This window comes from Bradyrhizobium sp. WSM4873, from assembly GCF_055811355.1.
On the sequence record NZ_JBVVPS010000001.1, the window covers coordinates 294,411 to 312,443 of the forward strand.

Annotated in this window: 16 protein-coding genes; 8 read left to right on the forward strand and 8 right to left on the reverse strand. The window is 64.6% G+C overall.

All coding sequences use genetic code 11. The annotated features are described in order from the left end of the window. Positions 1-6: 6 nt before the first annotated feature. A complete protein-coding gene (locus AC0L21_RS01420; protein ID WP_473257241.1) occupies positions 7-225 on the reverse strand; it encodes a hypothetical protein in 219 nt (72 codons plus the stop codon). Positions 226-265: 40 nt separating this feature from the next. Between AC0L21_RS01420 and AC0L21_RS01425 the strand changes: the two genes are divergently transcribed. Then, positions 266-1,036, forward strand: coding sequence for an exodeoxyribonuclease III (locus tag AC0L21_RS01425; protein ID WP_473257243.1), 771 nt, complete (start codon positions 266-268; stop codon positions 1,034-1,036). Position 1,037: 1 nt separating this feature from the next. Here the strand turns inward: AC0L21_RS01425 and AC0L21_RS01430 are convergent, their stop codons facing one another. The 3 genes from AC0L21_RS01430 to AC0L21_RS01440 all read right to left on the reverse strand — a co-directional run bounded on the left by AC0L21_RS01430 (position 1,038) and on the right by AC0L21_RS01440 (position 3,505). Further along, positions 1,038-1,853: a hypothetical protein gene (locus AC0L21_RS01430; RefSeq protein ID WP_473257245.1), complete on the reverse strand. Its 816-nt coding sequence runs from the start codon at positions 1,851-1,853 to the stop codon at positions 1,038-1,040. Positions 1,854-1,952: 99 nt separating this feature from the next. Then, complete coding sequence (locus AC0L21_RS01435; protein ID WP_473257247.1) at positions 1,953-2,321, reverse strand: GFA family protein; 369 nt, start codon at positions 2,319-2,321, stop codon at positions 1,953-1,955. A gap of 311 nt (positions 2,322-2,632) precedes the next feature. Beyond that, positions 2,633-3,505 (reverse strand): L,D-transpeptidase family protein, encoded by an 873-nt coding sequence (locus AC0L21_RS01440; protein ID WP_473257249.1) that lies wholly within the window; start codon positions 3,503-3,505, stop codon positions 2,633-2,635. Between the two features lie 195 nt (positions 3,506-3,700). Between AC0L21_RS01440 and AC0L21_RS01445 the strand changes: the two genes are divergently transcribed. After that, positions 3,701-4,426: a sulfite exporter TauE/SafE family protein gene (locus tag AC0L21_RS01445; protein WP_473257251.1), complete on the forward strand. Its 726-nt coding sequence runs from the start codon at positions 3,701-3,703 to the stop codon at positions 4,424-4,426. 11 nt (positions 4,427-4,437) lie between these two features. Here the strand turns inward: AC0L21_RS01445 and AC0L21_RS01450 are convergent, their stop codons facing one another. After that, positions 4,438-6,507, reverse strand: coding sequence for a putative bifunctional diguanylate cyclase/phosphodiesterase (locus AC0L21_RS01450; protein ID WP_473257253.1), 2,070 nt, complete (start codon positions 6,505-6,507; stop codon positions 4,438-4,440). Beyond that, positions 6,507-7,664, reverse strand: coding sequence for an ABC transporter substrate-binding protein (locus AC0L21_RS01455; protein ID WP_473257255.1), 1,158 nt, complete (start codon positions 7,662-7,664; stop codon positions 6,507-6,509). Before AC0L21_RS01455 ends, AC0L21_RS01450 begins: the two co-directional genes overlap by 1 nt. A 218-nt stretch (positions 7,665-7,882) precedes the next feature. On the opposite strand from AC0L21_RS01455, the gene radA reads away from it, so the two are divergent. The 6 genes from radA to AC0L21_RS01485 all read left to right on the forward strand — a co-directional run bounded on the left by radA (position 7,883) and on the right by AC0L21_RS01485 (position 15,185). Beyond that, positions 7,883-9,328 carry a DNA repair protein RadA gene (radA, locus tag AC0L21_RS01460; protein ID WP_473257257.1) on the forward strand — a complete coding sequence of 482 codons (1,446 nt, stop codon included), beginning with the start codon at positions 7,883-7,885 and terminating at the stop codon, positions 9,326-9,328. A gap of 166 nt (positions 9,329-9,494) precedes the next feature. Continuing rightward, positions 9,495-10,124, forward strand: coding sequence for a CvpA family protein (locus tag AC0L21_RS01465; RefSeq protein ID WP_007592055.1), 630 nt, complete (start codon positions 9,495-9,497; stop codon positions 10,122-10,124). Between the two features lie 28 nt (positions 10,125-10,152). Then, entirely contained in the window at positions 10,153-11,658 is a 1,506-nt protein-coding gene (gene purF, locus AC0L21_RS01470; RefSeq protein WP_219683207.1) for an amidophosphoribosyltransferase, read from the forward strand. Between the two features lie 163 nt (positions 11,659-11,821). Further along, positions 11,822-12,562: an SDR family NAD(P)-dependent oxidoreductase gene (locus tag AC0L21_RS01475; RefSeq protein WP_473257260.1), complete on the forward strand. Its 741-nt coding sequence runs from the start codon at positions 11,822-11,824 to the stop codon at positions 12,560-12,562. 78 nt (positions 12,563-12,640) lie between these two features. Then, complete coding sequence (locus AC0L21_RS01480; RefSeq protein ID WP_473257262.1) at positions 12,641-13,789, forward strand: NHL repeat-containing protein; 1,149 nt, start codon at positions 12,641-12,643, stop codon at positions 13,787-13,789. Positions 13,790-13,958: 169 nt separating this feature from the next. Beyond that, on the forward strand, positions 13,959-15,185 hold the full coding sequence (locus AC0L21_RS01485; protein WP_007609280.1) for an ABC transporter substrate-binding protein: 1,227 nt from the start codon (positions 13,959-13,961) through the stop codon (positions 15,183-15,185). Positions 15,186-15,306: 121 nt separating this feature from the next. Here AC0L21_RS01485 and AC0L21_RS01490 read toward each other — a convergent pair whose 3' ends face one another. Together AC0L21_RS01490 and der are read right to left on the reverse strand one after the other, a co-directional pair. Beyond that, the gene (locus AC0L21_RS01490; RefSeq protein WP_473257264.1) at positions 15,307-16,560 is read right to left on the reverse strand and encodes a TCR/Tet family MFS transporter; all 1,254 of its coding nucleotides are present in this window, start codon (positions 16,558-16,560) and stop codon (positions 15,307-15,309) included. Next, positions 16,557-17,939 (reverse strand): ribosome biogenesis GTPase Der, encoded by a 1,383-nt coding sequence (gene der / locus AC0L21_RS01495; RefSeq protein ID WP_473257266.1) that lies wholly within the window; start codon positions 17,937-17,939, stop codon positions 16,557-16,559. The genes AC0L21_RS01490 and der overlap by 4 nt, the downstream gene beginning before the upstream one ends. Between the last annotated feature and the right edge of the window lie 94 nt (positions 17,940-18,033).

The window sequence follows — 18,033 nt, forward strand, 5'->3', positions numbered from 1 at the left end:
TGCCGCTTACTTCTTTTTCCTGCTGTCCAGCGCCGTCTTGCAGGTTGCGCTGAGCTTGTCGCGCTTGGCGTTGAGGCAGGCGACGATGCCGCCGCCCGGCGCAAGGCCGGCGCAGAATTTGTCATAGTCCGCCTTGCACGCGCCGCGCGGATCGGATGATTGTGCCGAGGCGACCCCGGAGAACGCAACGGCGGCGGCAATAACGGCAAAGCTCAACTTGGACATTGTTTCTCCGGTAAGGGAAGGCAGGAGCCGGTAGCTCTACATGAAGATCGCGACATTCAACATCAACAACATCAATCGCCGCCTGCCCAATCTGTTGGCATGGATGCGAACGGCGAAGCCCGATGTCGTCGCACTTCAGGAGTTGAAGGCAAGTGATGGCGAATTTCCGGCGGCCGCGATCGAAAAGGCCGGTTACGGCGCAGTGTGGTGTGGGCAGAAGACCTGGAACGGCGTCGCCATCCTGGCCCGCAATGCCGAGCCCGTTCTCACCCGCGATCGCTTGCCGGGAAAACCTGCCGATCACGAAGCCCGCTACATCGAGGCCGCGGTACGCGGTGTCATCGTCACCAGCATCTACCTGCCGAACGGCAATCCGCAACCGGGACCGAAATTCGACTACAAGCTCGACTGGTTCGCGCGGCTCAAGCGCCACGCCAGAACCTTGATCAAGCAGGACCTGCCCGTGGTGCTCGCCGGCGACTACAACGTTGCGCCTGATGAGATCGACATCTATGCGACGCGCTCGTGGGACAAGGATGCCTTGATCCAGCCGAAGAGCCGTGCGGCCTTTGCCTCGCTGGTGGCACAAGGCTGGTGTGACGCGATCCGCGAACTGCACCCGGAAAAGCGCATCTACACCTTCTGGGATTACAAGCGAAACCGCTGGCCGCGCGATGCGGGCCTGCGGCTCGATCATCTCCTGCTCAGCCCTGCCCTCGCCTCACGCCTGGCAAAAGCCGGTGTGGACAAGAAGGTTCGCGGCGAGGAAGGCGCGAGCGATCACGCACCGGCATGGATCGTGCTGCGCTAGGTCAACGCCCGTAATAATCCTGCACCGTGTCCCACGCTGCTTTTTGCAGCAGCTCCACCGTCGGTGCGTCCAGTCCCATCGTGTAGGAATTGCCGACCGGCGAGCGGCCGGTCAGCGCGGCGAACGTCACGCAGGTCGCCAGATACGTGCCTGCGGGGCTCGGGTGCCGCTTGTCCGGCGCATACAGATTGAGCTCGGGCTGCAGCTTGGGCACGCGCGCGAAGGCGAGACCTGCGGGGATCACCAGCGCATCATTGGCATTGCCTGCGATCGTGTAGGCCTCGGCCAGCGCTTCCGTCATCTCAGGCTTGTCGGCATAGGCCCATGACATGAACAGGACCGGGCGCATGCCGTGGGCGCGGACGATCTCGCTGTCCTTCTTCACGAAGGCCGCGAACGCGTCCTTCAATTGCGGATGGATCGGGCACTGGCTGCAATCCATCATCACGACGGCGTCGTACTGCCTGCCCGGCTTGTTGAAGACGACGTTGTTCTGCTCGTCGAACGAATAGGCGCCGAGGCCGCCCGGCCGCAGCAGATTGTCCATATCGTGCCAATCGAGGCCGGAGCCGCCGATCGTTGCCATGGTGTTGCGATAGGCCGCCTTGTTTTCGGGATCGGCAGCCCGCTCCATGAAGGAGAGATGCCCGGGCATGCCGTTGTTGTAGTAGAAGAAGCTGTTGCCGACGAACAGCGCGGCCTTGGGGAAATCCGGTCCTGATGTCGTGACCTTGGGCCTGGTCTGCGCCTGCGCATTGAAGCCGACTACAACGGCCAGACACATCGCGAGCATCACTCGCGCGAAAAGACGCATCATCGGCTTCCTCCCCTTTTTCTGTCGGGCCGGAAACAGATCAGCTTTTCAAGAGTGCCACAAGAACACGGACGAGCAGCAGACATGCGCGAGAGCGCATGCTCACCATAAATTCTTGCCATCGATCATGGTCACCGGCACGGCCTCCAGATCGAATTCGTCGAACAGGCGCGCGTTGACGGCGACTCTCGGATTGTCGAAATCGGGCTTGCCGGTCGACCAGTCCGGCGACTCCGAATAGGTACCGCAGCCGCAGCTTGCGCAGAAATGGTGCTTGACCGTGCGGCTGCCCCAGAGGTAGGTCGCGACGTTCTCGGCGGGCGACAGCAGCCGAAACTGCGCCGGCATGTAATAGGCCCACAACGCGCCGCGCTTGGCGCAGAGCGAGCAGGTGCAACGGGTCACGCTCGAGGGCACCTCCGTCACCTCGAACACCGTCTCACCGCAATGACAGCTCGCCTCGATCGGCATGACCCGCTCTCCGTTTTGTCAGGAGATGGTCGTAGCCGGACCCTGCTGCCAACATGCTGTCAGCAGCGCGCAGCCGGCCTTGGTCCACGTGCTGCGAGCACCGACTTGCCGTGCCAACTCGACAAAAAGATGAAAAACAACCCCATGCACAGTAGCCGATCGTTGGCGAATCAATGGGTTACGCATACTCCGAAACGCAGGTTTCACCGGTCGAGAGGCCTCGCCCGACACGCAATGGTGCGATGGGCCAGGAGCTGACCTCGTAGGCGACTTGCATTGCCTCCTTGTCCTCTGTGCAGGATGAGGACGCGTTACCGGGCCTCGGCGATCCTCGGTCCGGATGACGGGATCTGCGCGTGAGTTGCCGAGGACCGGTTCGACGGCGATGCCGGGTCCGGTAATCGGAAAGCGGCGTCGGCCGGCGCTCCCTGGGGTGGTCGGCGGGCAACGGTTGTCGGAAGCACAATCACTTTCGCGCCGACTTTCACGCGATCATAGAGGTCAACGACGTCCTCATTGGTCAGTCGGATACAGCCTGACGAGACCCGCTTCCCGATCGTATCGGGCTTGTTGGTGCCGTGAATTCGATATTCCGTCTCGCCCAGATACATCGCCCGGGCGCCAAGCGGATTGCCGGGACCGCCTGCCATGAACCGCGGCAGATAGGGCTGACGCGAGACCATCTCCGCGGGCGGATGCCAATCCGGCCATTCTGCCTTGCGAGCCACAGTCTGCTCACCGGACCATGTGAAACCTTCGCGGCCAACACCGATGCCGTAGCGCAGTGCCTGCGCGTCGTTCAGGACGAGATAGAGGAATGTGTTCTTGGTATCGATGATCACGGTGCCCGGGGTCTGGCGGCTGGCGTAGTCGACCACCTGCCGAACCAATGCTCCGGGAACGTCAGCCGCTTTGGGCGGTTCGACCAGAGGCGCCGGGGTCGGAAGCGGAGCCGAAGCCGGCGTCGGAGTCGGAGCTGATGCATGAACCGGCGTTGCCACGTAAACCGGAGTTGACGACGCTTGAGCTTCGTGCGCGGACGGCTTTCGTGCCGGTTGCAGGTTCGTCGGCCGGGACAGCAAACCGTACCCCAACGCACCAACGGCCACAGCGCCAATTGCAACTCTCGCGGCCATCGGGATCGCGAAGGTCTCCGCCTTTCCGCGTTTGGCCCGCTTACCCATACTCTTTCCCCCAGGTCACTATGCCCACGAGAGGTACCCAGTAAGATTTAAGAAACTTCGAAGCGATTTCGCTCAGACTGGAACCGTCGGCGATGGTTAACGCCGGGCTCTCGTTCGGCAAAATAGGTTCCCTCGCCTCGCGGATCGCCCCCGCCGCTGGCCACGTCTAAACTCTCCCGATTCGTGGAGACCGTTTTGGCTTTCCTCTTCGTCCTCATCGTCGGCCTCGTCGCAGGCACCATTTCCGGCATCGTCGGCACGGGCTCGTCGATCATGCTGATGCCGGTGCTGGTCTATGCCTACGGGCCAAAGGAGGCGGTGCCGATCATGGCGGTGGCCGCCGTCATGGCCAATCTCTCACGGATCCTGGCCTGGTGGCGCGAGGTCGATTGGCGGGCCTGCGCGGCTTATTCGGTGACAGGCATTCCGGCTGCCGTGCTCGGCGCGCGGACGCTGCTGGCGCTGCCCTCGCACGCCGTCGATCTCGCCATCGGCGTCTTCCTGATCGCGATGGTGCCGGTGCGGCACTCGCTGGCGCGGCACGATCTCAAGGCCAATCTCTGGCATCTGGCGATCGGCGGGGCCGTCATTGGTTACCTCACCGGCATCGTCGTCTCAACCGGCCCGCTCAGCGTCCCGCTGTTCCTGTTCTACGGCTTGTCCCGGGGCGCCTTCCTCGCCACCGAAGCGGCTTCTTCGCTCGGGCTCTATGCCGCGAAATCCGTGACCTTCGAACGGTTCGGCGCGCTGACTGGCGATGTGTTCGTCAAAGGCCTGATCGCTGGATCTTCGTTGATGGCGGGCGCCTTCATCGCCAAACGCTTCGTGCTGCGTCTGAAGCCGGAGATGTTCCGCGTGGTGATGGACGCGATCATGATCGCCGCCGGCCTCTCCATGCTGTGGAATGCGGCGCAGCCGTAGCGGCGCTGCGCTCAGACCGCAAACTCGGGCGCGATCGACGGGCTATCCTCGATGACGCGGCTCTGGTGAGCCCGCTGTCCCTCGAGCCATAGCAACACGGCCTCGAGTGGCTGCGGCCGATGATAGAGAAAGCCCTGCCCGAACCTCACGCCCATCTCGCGCATGGCCTGGGCCTGCTCGGCGCGCTCGATGCCTTCCGCCACCAAAGTGAGGCCCAGCGTACCGGCGAGCGATGCAATGACGCCAACAATCGCCTTGTCTTCCGCACTATCGGGGATCTCGCTGATGAACGCCTTGTCGATCTTGACCTTGTCCAGCGGAAACCGCCTGAGATGGGCGAGCGAGCTGTAGCCAGTGCCGAAATCGTCGAGCGCGATGGTGGCACCCAGGCGCCGCAGGCGGTGCAGCGTCTCGGATGCGCTGGCCATGTTGTTGATCAGCGATCCCTCGGTGATCTCGAGTTCCAGCAATGATGCCGCGACGTCGAAGCGCGCGCAGGTCGCCCGCAGCTCGGCGGCGAACGAATGGTCGGCGAGCTCGGACGGCGGCAGATTGATCGCGATCCGGATATGCGGCCTGCCGGCCGCAGCCAGATGTTGCAGCGCGCGGCAGGCGTCGGTGAGCACATAGCGCGTCAGCCGCGCATTGTTGCCGCTGCGCTCGATCAGCGGCAAGAATTCGCCCGGACCGATCACGCCATGCTCCGGATGGCGCCAGCGGATCAGCGCTTCCAGGCCGACGATGTCGTGGCTTTCGAGATCGACCTGGCTTTGATACCAGACCTCGAATTGCCTCTCGTCGAAGCCTGTGGGAATGGCAAGTTCGAGCTCCCGGCGGCGGCGATAGTCGCGTTGAAGCGCTTCGTCGAGCACCGCGACCGTGCCGGGCGCCTTGCTCTTGGCATGGTAGAGCGCGATGTCGGCGAGCGCCGGCAGGTGCGAAAGCTCGGGATCTCCGGCACGGCGCACGGCAAGGCCGATGCTGGCACGCGGCACCACCCGCTTGTCGTGAAGCCGGATCGGCTCGGAAATCGCATCCAGCAAGTGGCGCGAAAACTTCTGCGCGGTCTCCTCGTTGCTGACCTCGGGGCGAATGACGACGAATTCATCGCCTCCGAGCCGGGCCACCCAATCTTGCGGTTCGACCGCACCACGGAGGCGCTCGGAAATGTGCACCAGGAACTTGTCGCCGGAATCATGGCCAAAAGTGTCGTTGATGCCCTTGAAGTCGTCGAGATCGATGAAGCAGAGCGCGATCAGCGCGTCCGGCGAGCCGGCATCGTGACTCAGGGTCACGAGGTGCTCGGAGAGCGAGCGGCGATTGGGCAGCCCCGTGAGCGGATCGTGCGCGGCCATGTGCCCGAGTCGGTCGAGCGCACCTGACGTCGTGTGCTGCATGGCATTGAATGCATGCGCGAGCTGACCGAACTCGTTCGAGGATTTGACTTCCGCCGGATAGGCGCGGCCGTCCTGCTTGCTGCGCTGGATCGCGGACATCATCGCCGCCAGCGGCCTGCCGATGAAGAGGTTGGCGGAGATCCGCATGGCGATCAGGGTCGCAAACGTTGCCAACAGGCCGACGACCAGCAGCAGCACCAGCCGGCTGCCCGTGTCTGCGTAGAGCGCCGCTTGCGAATATACGATCGCGATGCGGCCGGCCTGGACCGCCATGTTGCCGTTGCTGTAGTTGATCGGACGCGAGATCTCCGCGACCGCCTGTCCCGCCGGGCGCGCCACCACGCGGGCAATCGCGATTCCGGTATCGTCGTAAACGGCCGCCGCGGCGATGCTCTCGTCGTGCATGATCTCGTTGAGCACGCTCGTGACCTGGTCGTAACGCATCTTCCAGAGCGGTTCGGCGATCAGTTCGGCGCGGCTCTCGGCGACGCGGGCAATGCGGGCGTCGAGCTGCCTAATCTGCGACCAGAAGCTCGAGGCCTCGACGCCGGCGGAGGCGAGCAATTGAACCAGCAACAGAACAGGTACTGTCGCCCAGATCATCGCACGGACGACCGAGCGCAAGCGCGGCGGCGCCGCCTGCTGCTTGCGATCCGGATCGGTCATGTCGTCGCCGTTTCGCATCAGTCGGCAGCGCCTTCCACAGGGGTCAGCGACGAGATCAGCGCATCGACGGAGAAGTCGTACTGGCCGCAGCGCCCTGCCTTGGCCCTGAAACGCGCGAAATCGATCCGGTCGAAGGCGCGCGTGGTGATGAGGTCGCCGACCGCAGCGAGGTTGTCGCGCGTGATCGCGGACGTCTTGACCTCGACGCGGGGTGATAGGGCCCCGAAATCGCAGCCATCAGCGTAGTCGCGCAAGAGAACGATCGACCAGCCGCCAAGCAGGAAATGCCCGCCGTCGGTCAAGAGCAGACGGCCCGCCTTGATCTCGCGCAGCGCATCCTCCGACCAGTTGAGGCCGACCAATTGGATGTTCCGCCCGGGCGTGAGGCCGGCAGCGCTCACTGCGCGAAGCGCTCCCAGCGCCATCGGATCGTTTCCGGCCCATATGCCCGCAGGTCGGATCTCCTTGCGCGTGGCCCAGCTCAGATAATTCGTGGTGACATGCTCGGCCTCCGACTGCGTCCAGTTGGCGAACAGCATCCGATCCACCACGACGTCGGGCGCGGCGTCCACCGCGAGCTTGAGACCCGCGTTGCGGGCGATCGAGGCCGGCGTGATCTCGTCGCCACCGATGCCGAGAATGTGGATCTTGCCGTCCGGGCTCCGCCATTTCTCGGCACGCGCCGCGTCGATCAGGGCATTGGCCATCCGCGCGCCCGCGGTCTGAAGATCCGTCGTGATGTCGCCGAGCCAGGTCTTGAGCTTTTGACGCGGCGGTCCAAGACGCGCCGCATCGTCACCGATCAGCGTGTTCGAGAGCAGCAGCGTCCTGATCCCGGTGGCCTCGGCTGCCTCCATGATCGGGACGGCGGCCGATTCCTCGTTCGAGAGAATGAGAAAGTCGGGCTTGTCGCTGCGTGCCACCACGCCGAACCCGAGCTCCTGCATGGTGCGGTAATTGCGCTCGCTGGTCAGCACCTCGACATGCGCGCCGAGCTTGCGGCCGGCGGCCTGCATGGTCAGCGAAACCATGTCCCAATAGACCTCACCGGTCTTGCCCGGGTTGACGAAGACGACGTTGAGACGCTTCGCATCGGCCGCAACAGCGCCGCCAGACGGCATCAGAGCGCCGCAGGTGATGCCGAAAGCCAGCAATATCCGCAAAAGTCCGGTCATTCGTTTCGCCATCCCGTATTGGTTCCGAAACTGGACCCGCGTCCGCTAACATTTGGCAAAGTCCGGCCTGTTGCGGCGGCATAGAGCTAACAAAGGGTGTATCAGGCGTGCCGAACTGCGATATGCGGTCCGCTCGGACTCACGCTCTCAACCCGTCATTCCGTGCTATCAGCAAACCTGAAACCCCCGACTCGCTATCCCCCGGACTCGCTGTCCCCATGGCCAAGAACACACTTTCCTTCGTCTGCCAGAACTGCGGCGCGGCCTATAACCGCTGGCAGGGCAAGTGCGAGTCCTGCGGCGAGTGGAATACGCTGGCCGAGGAGGACACGACCGGCAGCGTGCCGGTGTCGATCCGCTCCAAGCGCAAGGGGCGGACGTTCGCGCTCGAAAGCCTGTCCGGCAAAACCCAGGACGCCCCGCGCCTGTCCTCGGGCATGACGGAGCTCGACCGCGTGACCGGCGGCGGCTTCGTCCGCGGCTCGGTGCTTCTGGTCGGCGGCGATCCCGGTATCGGCAAGTCGACGCTGCTGACGCAGGCCACAAGCCTGCTCGCACGCGCCGGGCACCGTGTCGTCTACATCTCCGGCGAAGAGGCGGTCGCACAGGTGCGGCTCCGCGCCGAACGGCTCGGGCTGTCGGATGCGCCGGTGCAGCTCGCCGCCGAGACGTCGGTCGAAGACATCGTCTCGACGCTGTCCGAGGGCGCGGTGCCCCGGCTGATCGTGATCGATTCGATCCAGACGATGTGGACCGACACGGTGGAATCGGCACCCGGCACGGTGACGCAGGTGCGCGCCTCGGCACAGGCCCTGATTCGTTTTGCCAAAAGGACCGGCGCGGCCATCATCCTGGTTGGCCACGTCACCAAGGACGGTCAGATCGCCGGCCCTCGCGTGGTCGAGCACATGGTCGATGCGGTGCTGTCGTTCGAGGGCGAAGGCTCGCAGCAATTCCGCATCCTGCGTGCCGTGAAGAATCGTTTCGGACCGACCGACGAGATCGGCGTGTTCGAGATGACCGGGCTTGGCCTGCGCGAAGTCACCAATCCCTCCGAGCTGTTTTTGTCGGAGCGCGATCTCGGCACGCCCGGCACCGCAGTCTTCGCGGGCATCGAAGGCACAAGGCCCGTTCTGGTCGAATTGCAGGCGCTGGTGGCGCCGACCTCGCTCGGCACCCCGCGACGGGCCGTGGTCGGTTGGGATCCGAGCCGGCTTTCGATGGTGCTGGCGGTGCTGGAAGCCCATTGCGGGGTCAAGCTGTCCGGCCACGACGTCTATCTGAACGTCGCCGGCGGCCTGCGCATCCACGAGCCCGCGGCTGATCTGGCCGCCGCGGCGGCGCTGGTGTCCTCCCTGGTTAATGCGCAGTTACCCACCGATGCGGTCTATTTCGGCGAGATCTCGCTGTCCGGCGTGGTGCGCCCGGTGGCGCAGACCCCGGCCCGGCTGAAAGAAGCGGCAAAACTCGGCTTTCTGCGTGCCGTGCTGCCCGAATCGGCCCGGGGCGAAGCCGGCGGCGACGCCGGCCTGTCGCTGAACGCGATCAACAGCCTGACGACGCTGGTCGCCGAGATCGCCGCGCGCGGCTCCCGGCGGGGCGACTCGAGCGCTCCGGCAGAGAAAAATGCCACACCGGCAAGATTCCGCCGTGGAGAGGGTTAGCCGGTGGTGACGTCCCCCGCCCCCGCCGCTATACAGCCGTCACAAAAGCAGCATGGGATTGCGTGGTTGCGGCCTTGCCGGGAACGTCGTCTGGCCCTCACTTAGGGCGGGCGGCCAAACACCGATTCGCTGAGCACCTTGAAGTACGAGCGGACCAGACCAGCCGATGCCAGTAACCATCCTCGACCTGATCCTGCTCGGTGTGATGCTGATTTCGGGCCTGCTCGCCATGGTTCGCGGCTTCATGCGCGAAATCCTGTCGATCGCGGCCTGGGGCACGGCGGCGATCGTCACCCTTTATTCGTTCTCGAAGCTGCTGCCGACCGCAAAGACCTATTTCAACAACGACACCGTCGCGAGCGTGGTCGTGGTCGCCGGCGTGTTCGTGGGCACCTTGGTCGTGGTCTCCGTGATCACAGTCCGGATCTCCGACATGATCCTGGATTCGCGCATCGGCGCGCTGGACCGCACCCTCGGCTTTCTGTTCGGGTTGGCGCGCGGGCTTTTGATCGTCGTGGTCGCCTTCCTGTTCTTCACCTGGCTGGTGCCCGACAAGCAGCGCCCGGATTGGGTCACAGGGGCCAAATCCCGCGTGGTGCTGCAGGGAACCGGGGATTGGCTGATGGCCCTCTTGCCTGACGACCCCGAGAACACCATCTTGAAGAGATTCAAGAAAAACAAACCAGATGAAGAGCAAACTGATTCCGAGCAGCAGCCTTCGGGCAGTGGCGACGGATACAGCAAACCGGCTCGTGACAGCCTTAAAAAGCTGATCGAGAAACCCGCGGCGCGATGATTAAGCCCTAACGAGAGGCTCGGACGAGATGCGAAATCCTGACCAGGACGCCCTACTTGATCTCGGCCCGGCCGCGCTGGAACTTCAAGACGATCTGGAGGGGGATACGCTGCGCGAGGAATGCGGCGTCTTCGGCATCTACGGCCACCCCAATGCCGCCGCCATCACGGCGCTCGGCCTCCACGCCCTTCAGCACCGTGGTCAGGAAGCAGCCGGCATCGTCTCCTATGACGGCGGTCGCTTTCATTCCGAACGCCGCCTCGGCCTCGTCGGTGACACCTTCTCCCGCCGCGAGGTGATCGACCGCCTCCCCGGCACAATGGCAGTCGGCCATGTCCGCTATTCCACCACCGGCGCCACCATCCTGCGCAACGTGCAGCCGCTGTTCGCCGAACTGAATGCCGGCGGCCTTGCTGTCGCCCACAACGGCAATCTCACCAACGGCCTGACATTGCGCCGCGAGCTCGTGAAGAGCGGCGCGATGATGCAGTCGACCACCGACACCGAAGTGATCCTGCATTTGGTCGCGCGCTCCAGGCGCAGCCGCTTCATTGAGCGCTATGTCGACGCGCTACGCGAGATCGAGGGCGCCTATGCGCTGGTCTCGCTGACCAACAAAAAGCTGGTCGGCGCGCGCGACCCGCGCGGCATCCGTCCGCTGGTGCTTGGCGATCTCGACGGCTGTCCGATCCTGACGTCCGAGACCTGCGCCCTCGACATCATCGGCGCGCGCTTCGTGCGCGACATCGAACCCGGTGAAGTCATCGTGTTCGACGAGAGCGGCCAGGACATTCACAAGCCGTTCCCACCGATTGCGCCGCGGCCCTGCATCTTCGAATACATCTACTTCTCACGTCCAGATTCCATCGTCCACGGCCGCTCCGTCTATGAGGTGCGCAAGGCTTTCGGCGCGCAGCTCGCCAAGGAGAGCCACGTGCCGGTCGACGTCGTGGTGCCGGTGCCGGATTCCGGCGTGCCCGCCGCGGTCGGCTACAGCCAGCATTCCGGCGTGCCGTTCGAGCTCGGCATCATCCGCAACCACTATGTCGGCCGCACCTTCATCCAGCCGACGCAGGCGATCCGCGAATCCGGCGTCCGCATGAAGCATTCGGCCAACCGCGCCGCGATCGAAGGCAAGCGCATCATCCTGATCGACGATTCACTGGTGCGCGGAACCACCTCGAAGAAGATCGTGCGCATGATGCGCGATGCCGGCGCCAAGGAAGTGCACTTCCGCCTCGCCTCGCCGCCGATCCTCTATCCCGACTATTACGGCATCGACCTGCCGGACCGCGGTGGTCTTCTTGCGGCGACGCATTCGCTCGAAGAGATGCGCGAGATCATCGGCGCCGACTCGCTCGCCTTCCTGTCGATCGACGGCATGTACCGCGCCATGGGCGAGCCCGGCCGCGACCCCGCCAATCCGAAATTCTCGGACCATTGCTTCACCGGGGCCTATCCGACCCACCTCACCGACCAGACCCAGACCGAGCAGCAGCCGCGGCAATTGTCGCTGCTGGCGGAGGCGAGCTGAGGCCGTCTCCCTGGCCTAGTGCGCAATTGCGCACGGGGGCCAGGACCCATCACCACAGTCCTCTCTGGTTCGAAGAAGGTGTGACAATCATCTTCTCTAGCCATAAACGTCACGGCGTATGGATCCTGGCTTTCGCCAGGACGACGCTGGATAGAACCTTTCAATGACAAATCCCCTCGCCAACCGCATCGCTCTCGTCACCGGCGCCTCGCGTGGCATCGGCTTCGCCACGGCCAAGGCGCTGGCCAGGGCCGGCGCGCACATCGTTGCGGTCGCGCGCACACAGGGCGGGCTGGAAGAGCTCGACGACGATATCCGCAAGGACGGCGGCAGCGCCACGCTGGTGCCGCTCAACCTCACCGATTCCGACGGCATCGCGCGCCTAGGTGCCGGCCTGCACGAACGCTACGGCAAGCTCGACATCCTGGTCGGCAATGCCGGCGTGCTCGGCCCCTCCTCGCCGATCGGCCATATCGAGCTGAAGGCCTTCACCGATGTGATGGCGATCAACGTCTCCGCGAACTTCCAGCTGATCCGCTGCATGGAGCCGCTGCTGAAGCAGTCCGACGCCGGCCGTGCTGTGTTCGTCACTTCCGGCGCGGCCAACAAGGCGACCGCCTATGTCAGCCCCTACGCCGCCTCCAAGGCGGCGCTGGAGACGCTGGCGCGCGCCTGGGCGCAGGAGACCGCGAACACCAAGCTGCGCGTCAATTTGTTCAATCCCGGCCCCGTCCGCACCCGCATGCGCGCCACGCTGATGCCGGGTGAGGATCCGGCGACGCTCGATACAGCCGAGCAGGTTGCCGAATTCATCGTGCCGATGTGCGCACCCGATTGGACCGAGACCGGCAAGTTCTACGACTACAAGACCCGCAGCCTGATGAGCTTCCGCTCGCCGGCCTGATTGACTCGACGGCCTCCCCGCGATTGACTGCCCGCGCTCAAGCGGCAGCAAGCTGCAGGCCAAAAAAGGGAGGTTGCCATGGCGCCATGGCGGAATCGCGCAGGCTCTACGCATGCGCTCGCAAATGTCTCTCGCGTCCTCTCTGTCCTGATCGCGGCCGTCGCGTTTGCGCTTCCGGGCACGGCGACCGCCGGCGATGTCCCGACCTTCGCGGTCGATGCGTCCTGGCCAAAGCCGTTGCCGAACAACTGGATCCTCGGCCAGGTCGGCGGCATCACCGTCGACTGGCAGGGCCACATCTGGGTGATCCATCGGCCGCGCTCGCTCACCGACGACGAGAAAGGCGCGAGCCTCACCCCGCCGCGTTCGAAATGCTGCGTCTCGGCACCGCCCGTGCTCGAATTCGACAGCGGCGGCAATCTGCTGCGATCGTGGGGCGGCGCCGGCGAAGGCTATGAATGGGTCGGCCGCGAGCACGGCATCGAGGTCGACGAGCGCGGCTTCGTCTGGGTCGGCGGCAATGCCGACAACGACAACGCGATCCTGAAATTCACGCTCGACGGCAAGTTCGTCGCCCAGATCGGCAAGATCGCGCCGAGCCTCGGCAGCAACGACACGACGCAGCTCGGCAAGCCCGCCGAGACCGCGATCGACAAGGCCGCCAACGAAATCTACGTCGCCGACGGCTACGGCAACCGCCGCGTCATCGTGTTCGACGCAACCACGCTTGCCTACAAGCGGCACTGGGGCGCCTACGGCAACAAGCCCGACGACACCAAGCAGGCGGCGTACGATCCCAAGGCGCCGGTGTCCCAGCAGTTCGGCAATCCGGTCCACTGCGTGAAGCTCGCCAATGACGGGCTCGTCTACGTCTGCGACCGCATCAACAACCGCATCCAGGTGTTCAGGACGGACGGCACCTTCGTGAAGGAGTTCTTCTTCGAGAAGAACACGCTCGGCAACGGCGCGGTGTGGGACATCGCGATCTGGCCCGATCCGAAGCAGACCTGGCTGCTCAGCGCGGACGGCGAAAACAACGAGATCAGGGTCATCAGGCGAGACGACGGCAGCGTGGTCGGAAGCTTTGGGCACAGCGGCCGCAACGCCGGACAATTCCACTGGGTGCATGCCATGGCGATCGACGCCAAGGGTAACGTCTATACCGCCGAGGTTGATACCGGAAAGCGGATCCAGAAATTCAAGCTGACGTCGGACGCGCTGAAATAGCGTCTCGACGCATTTTGTCCAAAAGTTAACGGAGGGATGACGCTGCGACGCAGCGTCATCCGGCTTTAGGCGCATTGCCGCCGGCCGTGGGACACGGTAGAGCCATCAGCCGGAACAAGGCTCCGTTCAAGAGAGCCGTCCGCATGTTTGACAATGGAGGAAATCTTTTATGACGACGACGTTCGCGCGCCGCTCTGCGGCCCTTCTGGCCTGTGCCGCCTTCGGTTTTGCCACATCCGCCTTCGCCCAGGACAAGACCGTCAAGATCGGCGTGCTCAACGACATGTCCAGCCTCTACGCCGACATCGGCGGCCCGAACTCCGTGGTCGCGATCAAGATGGCGGTCGAGGATTCCGGCCTGCTCAAGAAGGGCTGGAAGATCGACGTCATCAGCGGCGACCATCAGAACAAGCCGGACGTCGGCGTCAACATTGCCCGTCAGTGGATCGACAACGACAAGGTCGACGCGATTGCGGACACGCCGAGCTCCGGCGTGGCGCTCGCGGTGAGCAACCTCGTCAAGGAGAAGAATGCGGTCCTGCTCAATTCGGGCGCCGCCACCGCGGACCTCACGGGTAAGGCCTGCACACCGAACACGATCTCCTATACCTACGACACCTACATGCTCGCCAACGGTACCGGCAAGGCGTTGACCAAGGCCGGCGGCGACAGCTGGTTCTTCCTCACCGCCGACTACGCGTTCGGGCATGCGTTGGAGCGCGATACCAGCGCCGTCGTCACCGCCAACGGCGGCAAGGTGCTCGGAGGCGTCAAGCATCCGCTCAACACGGCCGACTTCTCCTCCTTCCTGCTGCAGGCCCAGTCGTCGAAAGCGAAGATCGTCGGTCTCGCCAACGCCGGCGGCGACACCACCAACGCGATCAAGCAGGCCGCCGAGTTCGGCATTGTACAGGGCGGGCAGAAGCTCGCGGCGCTGCTGCTGTTCATCAATGACGTGCATTCGCTGGGTCTGAAGACCGCCCAGGGCCTGACCTTCACGGAATCCTTCTACTGGGACATGAACGACCAGACCCGCGCCTGGTCGAAGCGCTTCTCGGCGCTGGCCAACAAGAATGCGATGCCCTCCATGACGCAGGCCGGCAATTACGCGATGGTGCTGCATTATCTCAAGGCGATGGACGCGCTCGGCGGCAACCCGCATGACGGTGCCAAGGTCGTCGCCAAGATGAAGGAGCTTCCGACCGACGATCCGCTGTTCGGCAAGGGTCCGCTGCGCGCGGACGGGCGTCGTCTCATCCCGGCCTATCTGTTCGAGGTGAAGAAGCCCGAAGAATCGAAGGGACCGTGGGACTACTACAAGCAGATCGCCACGATCGCGGCGGAAGACGCGGCCAAGCCGCTCAAGGACAGCGAGTGCCCGCTGGTGAAGAAGTAAAGGCGTAGCGCTCAGGCAAGTTCCCAACGACGTCATGCCCGGGCTTGTCCCGGGCATCCACGTTTTGAGCCCGGACAAAGGACGTGGATGGCCGGGGACAAGCCCGGCCACGACGGACACGTCAGGCGCTCTTCGCCGCGCCCAGCGCTCGCACCGCGATTGCCACGCACGCCACCATCAGCACCGCCGCGAGCAGGAACGGCGCGCCGGGCAGCTGCCATGGCGCGCTGGCGCCGATGAAATATGAAAACGTCAGAGTGAACAGGAACGGGCCGACGAGCTGCGACACGCTCTGCACGCTCGCGGTCGCGCCCTGCAACTGGCCCTGCTGATCGGGCGCGACCAGCCGCGTCATCAGCGATTGCATGGCGGCGCCCGAGATGCCCCACAGCGACATCACGGGAATGCCGATCCAGAACTGCGGTCCGGTCGGCGCCGCGCCGAAGATCACGAAGCCGACCGCACCACAGCACAGGCCCATCAACAACGCGTTGCGCTCGCCGAGCACGCGCACGATCGGGCCGATCGCGAGCCCCTGCACCACCATGGCGCAGATGCCGACCATCGCCAGCGTCAACCCCACCGTTTTCGAATCCCAGCCGTAGCGATAGGTGGCATAGAGCACGAAGGTCGAGGGAAGCACGACATGCGCGACCTGCGCGATGAAATTGACGACCGACAGCGCGGCGAGCACCGCGTTGGAACGCAGCAGGCGGAGCGCTCCGAGCGGATTGGCGCTCTTCCAGCGGAACGGCGCGCGCTTGTCCGGTGCCAGCGATTCCGGCAGCACGAAGAGCCCATAGAGCGCATTGGCCAAGCTTAGGGCCGCCGAGGCCCAGAACGGCAGGCGCGGATCGATATCGCCGAGCAGGCCGCCCAGCGCCGGGCCCAGCACGAAGCCGGCGCCGAACGCCGCGCCAATCCGGCCGAACACCGCAGCGCGCCGCTCCGGCGGCGTGATGTCGGCGATATAGGCAAAGGCGGTCGAGATGCTGGCCGAGGTGATGCCTGAGATGACGCGGCCGACGAACAGCCAGACCAGCGACGGCGCCAGCGCCATTAGCACATAATCCGCCGCGAGCCCGAAATTCGACAGCAGCACAACGGGCCGCCGCCCGAACCGATCCGACAGCGCGCCGAGCACCGGCGAAAACACGAACTGCATCAGCGCCCAGGCCGTCCCGAACAGGCCGAAGATGCGGGCCGCATGCGCCGTGTCGTTGTCGACGAAGCTCTCGATCAGTTTTGGCAGGATCGGCATGATCACGCCGAGCGCGAGCATGTCGAGCAGGATGGTGACGAAGATGAAGGCGACCGCACCGCGCCGGACTGGCGCTGCGCCCTGCGCCATCGCCTCGCCGGCCTCGTTGCTCACGACGGCCGCTTGCGCTTGTGGGCGAACGGATTGGCCTTCTCGCGCAGGGTGATGCGCACCGGCGTGCCGGGCAGCTCGAAGGCCTCACGCAGCGAATTGGTGAGATATCGCAGATACGACTGCGGCACCGCGTCCGCACGCGAGCAGAACAGCACGAAGCTTGGCGGGCGGGCCTTGGTCTGGGTGATGTAGTTCAGCTTGAGCCTGCGGCCGGACACGGCCGGCGGCGGATTGGCCTGGACCGCCTCCTCGAACCAGCGATTCAGCGCCGCGGTCGACACGCGCCTGTTCCAAAGCGCATAGGCATCCTGGATCGCCTGCATCAATCGATCGATGCCCTCGCCCATCAAGCCGGAGACGGCGACGATCGGCACGCCCTTGATCTGCGGCAGCAGATGATCGGCATCGCGGCGCAGGTTCGAGATCGCGCCGCCACCCTTGCTCTCCATCAGGTCCCATTTGTTGACGGCGAGCACGACGGCGCGACCCTCGCGCTCGATCAGGTCGGCGATGCGAATATCCTGCTCCTCGAAGCGGTTCTGCGCATCCATCATCATCACGACGACTTCGGCAAAGCGCACGGCGCGCAGTGCGTCGGCGACCGAGAGCTTCTCGAGCTTCTCCTCGATCCGCGAGCGCCGGCGCAGACCTGCGGTGTCGAACACGCGAAACTCGCGGCCCTTCCAGTTGATCTCGACCGCGATGGAATCGCGCGTAGTGCCGGCCTCCGGGCTCGTCAGCAGGCGCTCTTCGCCGAGCAGATGATTGATCATCGTCGACTTGCCGGCGTTGGGTCGGCCGACAATCGCGACCCGGATCGGACGCGTGGCGGCCTCTTCCTCCGTCAGCGGCTCGTCATCTTCGAACTCGTCCTCCTCCACCGGCTCCGGCATCAATGGGCGCAGAGCGTCATAGAGCTCGCCCATGCCCTCGCCGTGCTCGGCCGAGATCTGGATGGGATCGCCGAGGCCGAGTGCGAAAGCCTCCATCGCGCCGGCATCGCCATGCTTGCCTTCGCTCTTGTTGGCGACCAGCAGCACCGGCTTGTTGGCCTTGCGGGCGAAATCGGCGAAGGCGCGATCGTTGGGCGTGAGGCCCATGCGGGCATCGATCACGAAGAACAGCGCGTCGGCCTGTGCGATCGCGGCCTCCGTCTGCTCCTGCATGCGAGCGGTCAGCGAGCCCTTGGCGCCCTCATCGAGGCCGGCAGTGTCGATGATCGTGAAGTCGAGATCGCCTAGCCTGGCCTCGCCCTCGCGGCGGTCGCGGGTGACGCCGGGCAGGTCATCGACAAGCGCGAGCTTCTGCCCAACCAGGCGGTTGAACAGCGTCGACTTGCCGACATTGGGCCGGCCGATAATGGCAATCTTAAAGGACATGGGTCATTCGTGCGCTGCCGGAGCTGCGCCTGTCAATGAAATGAAGACAATTGTTTGAGCATGATCTTTTCGGAAAACCGCTTCACACTTTTCC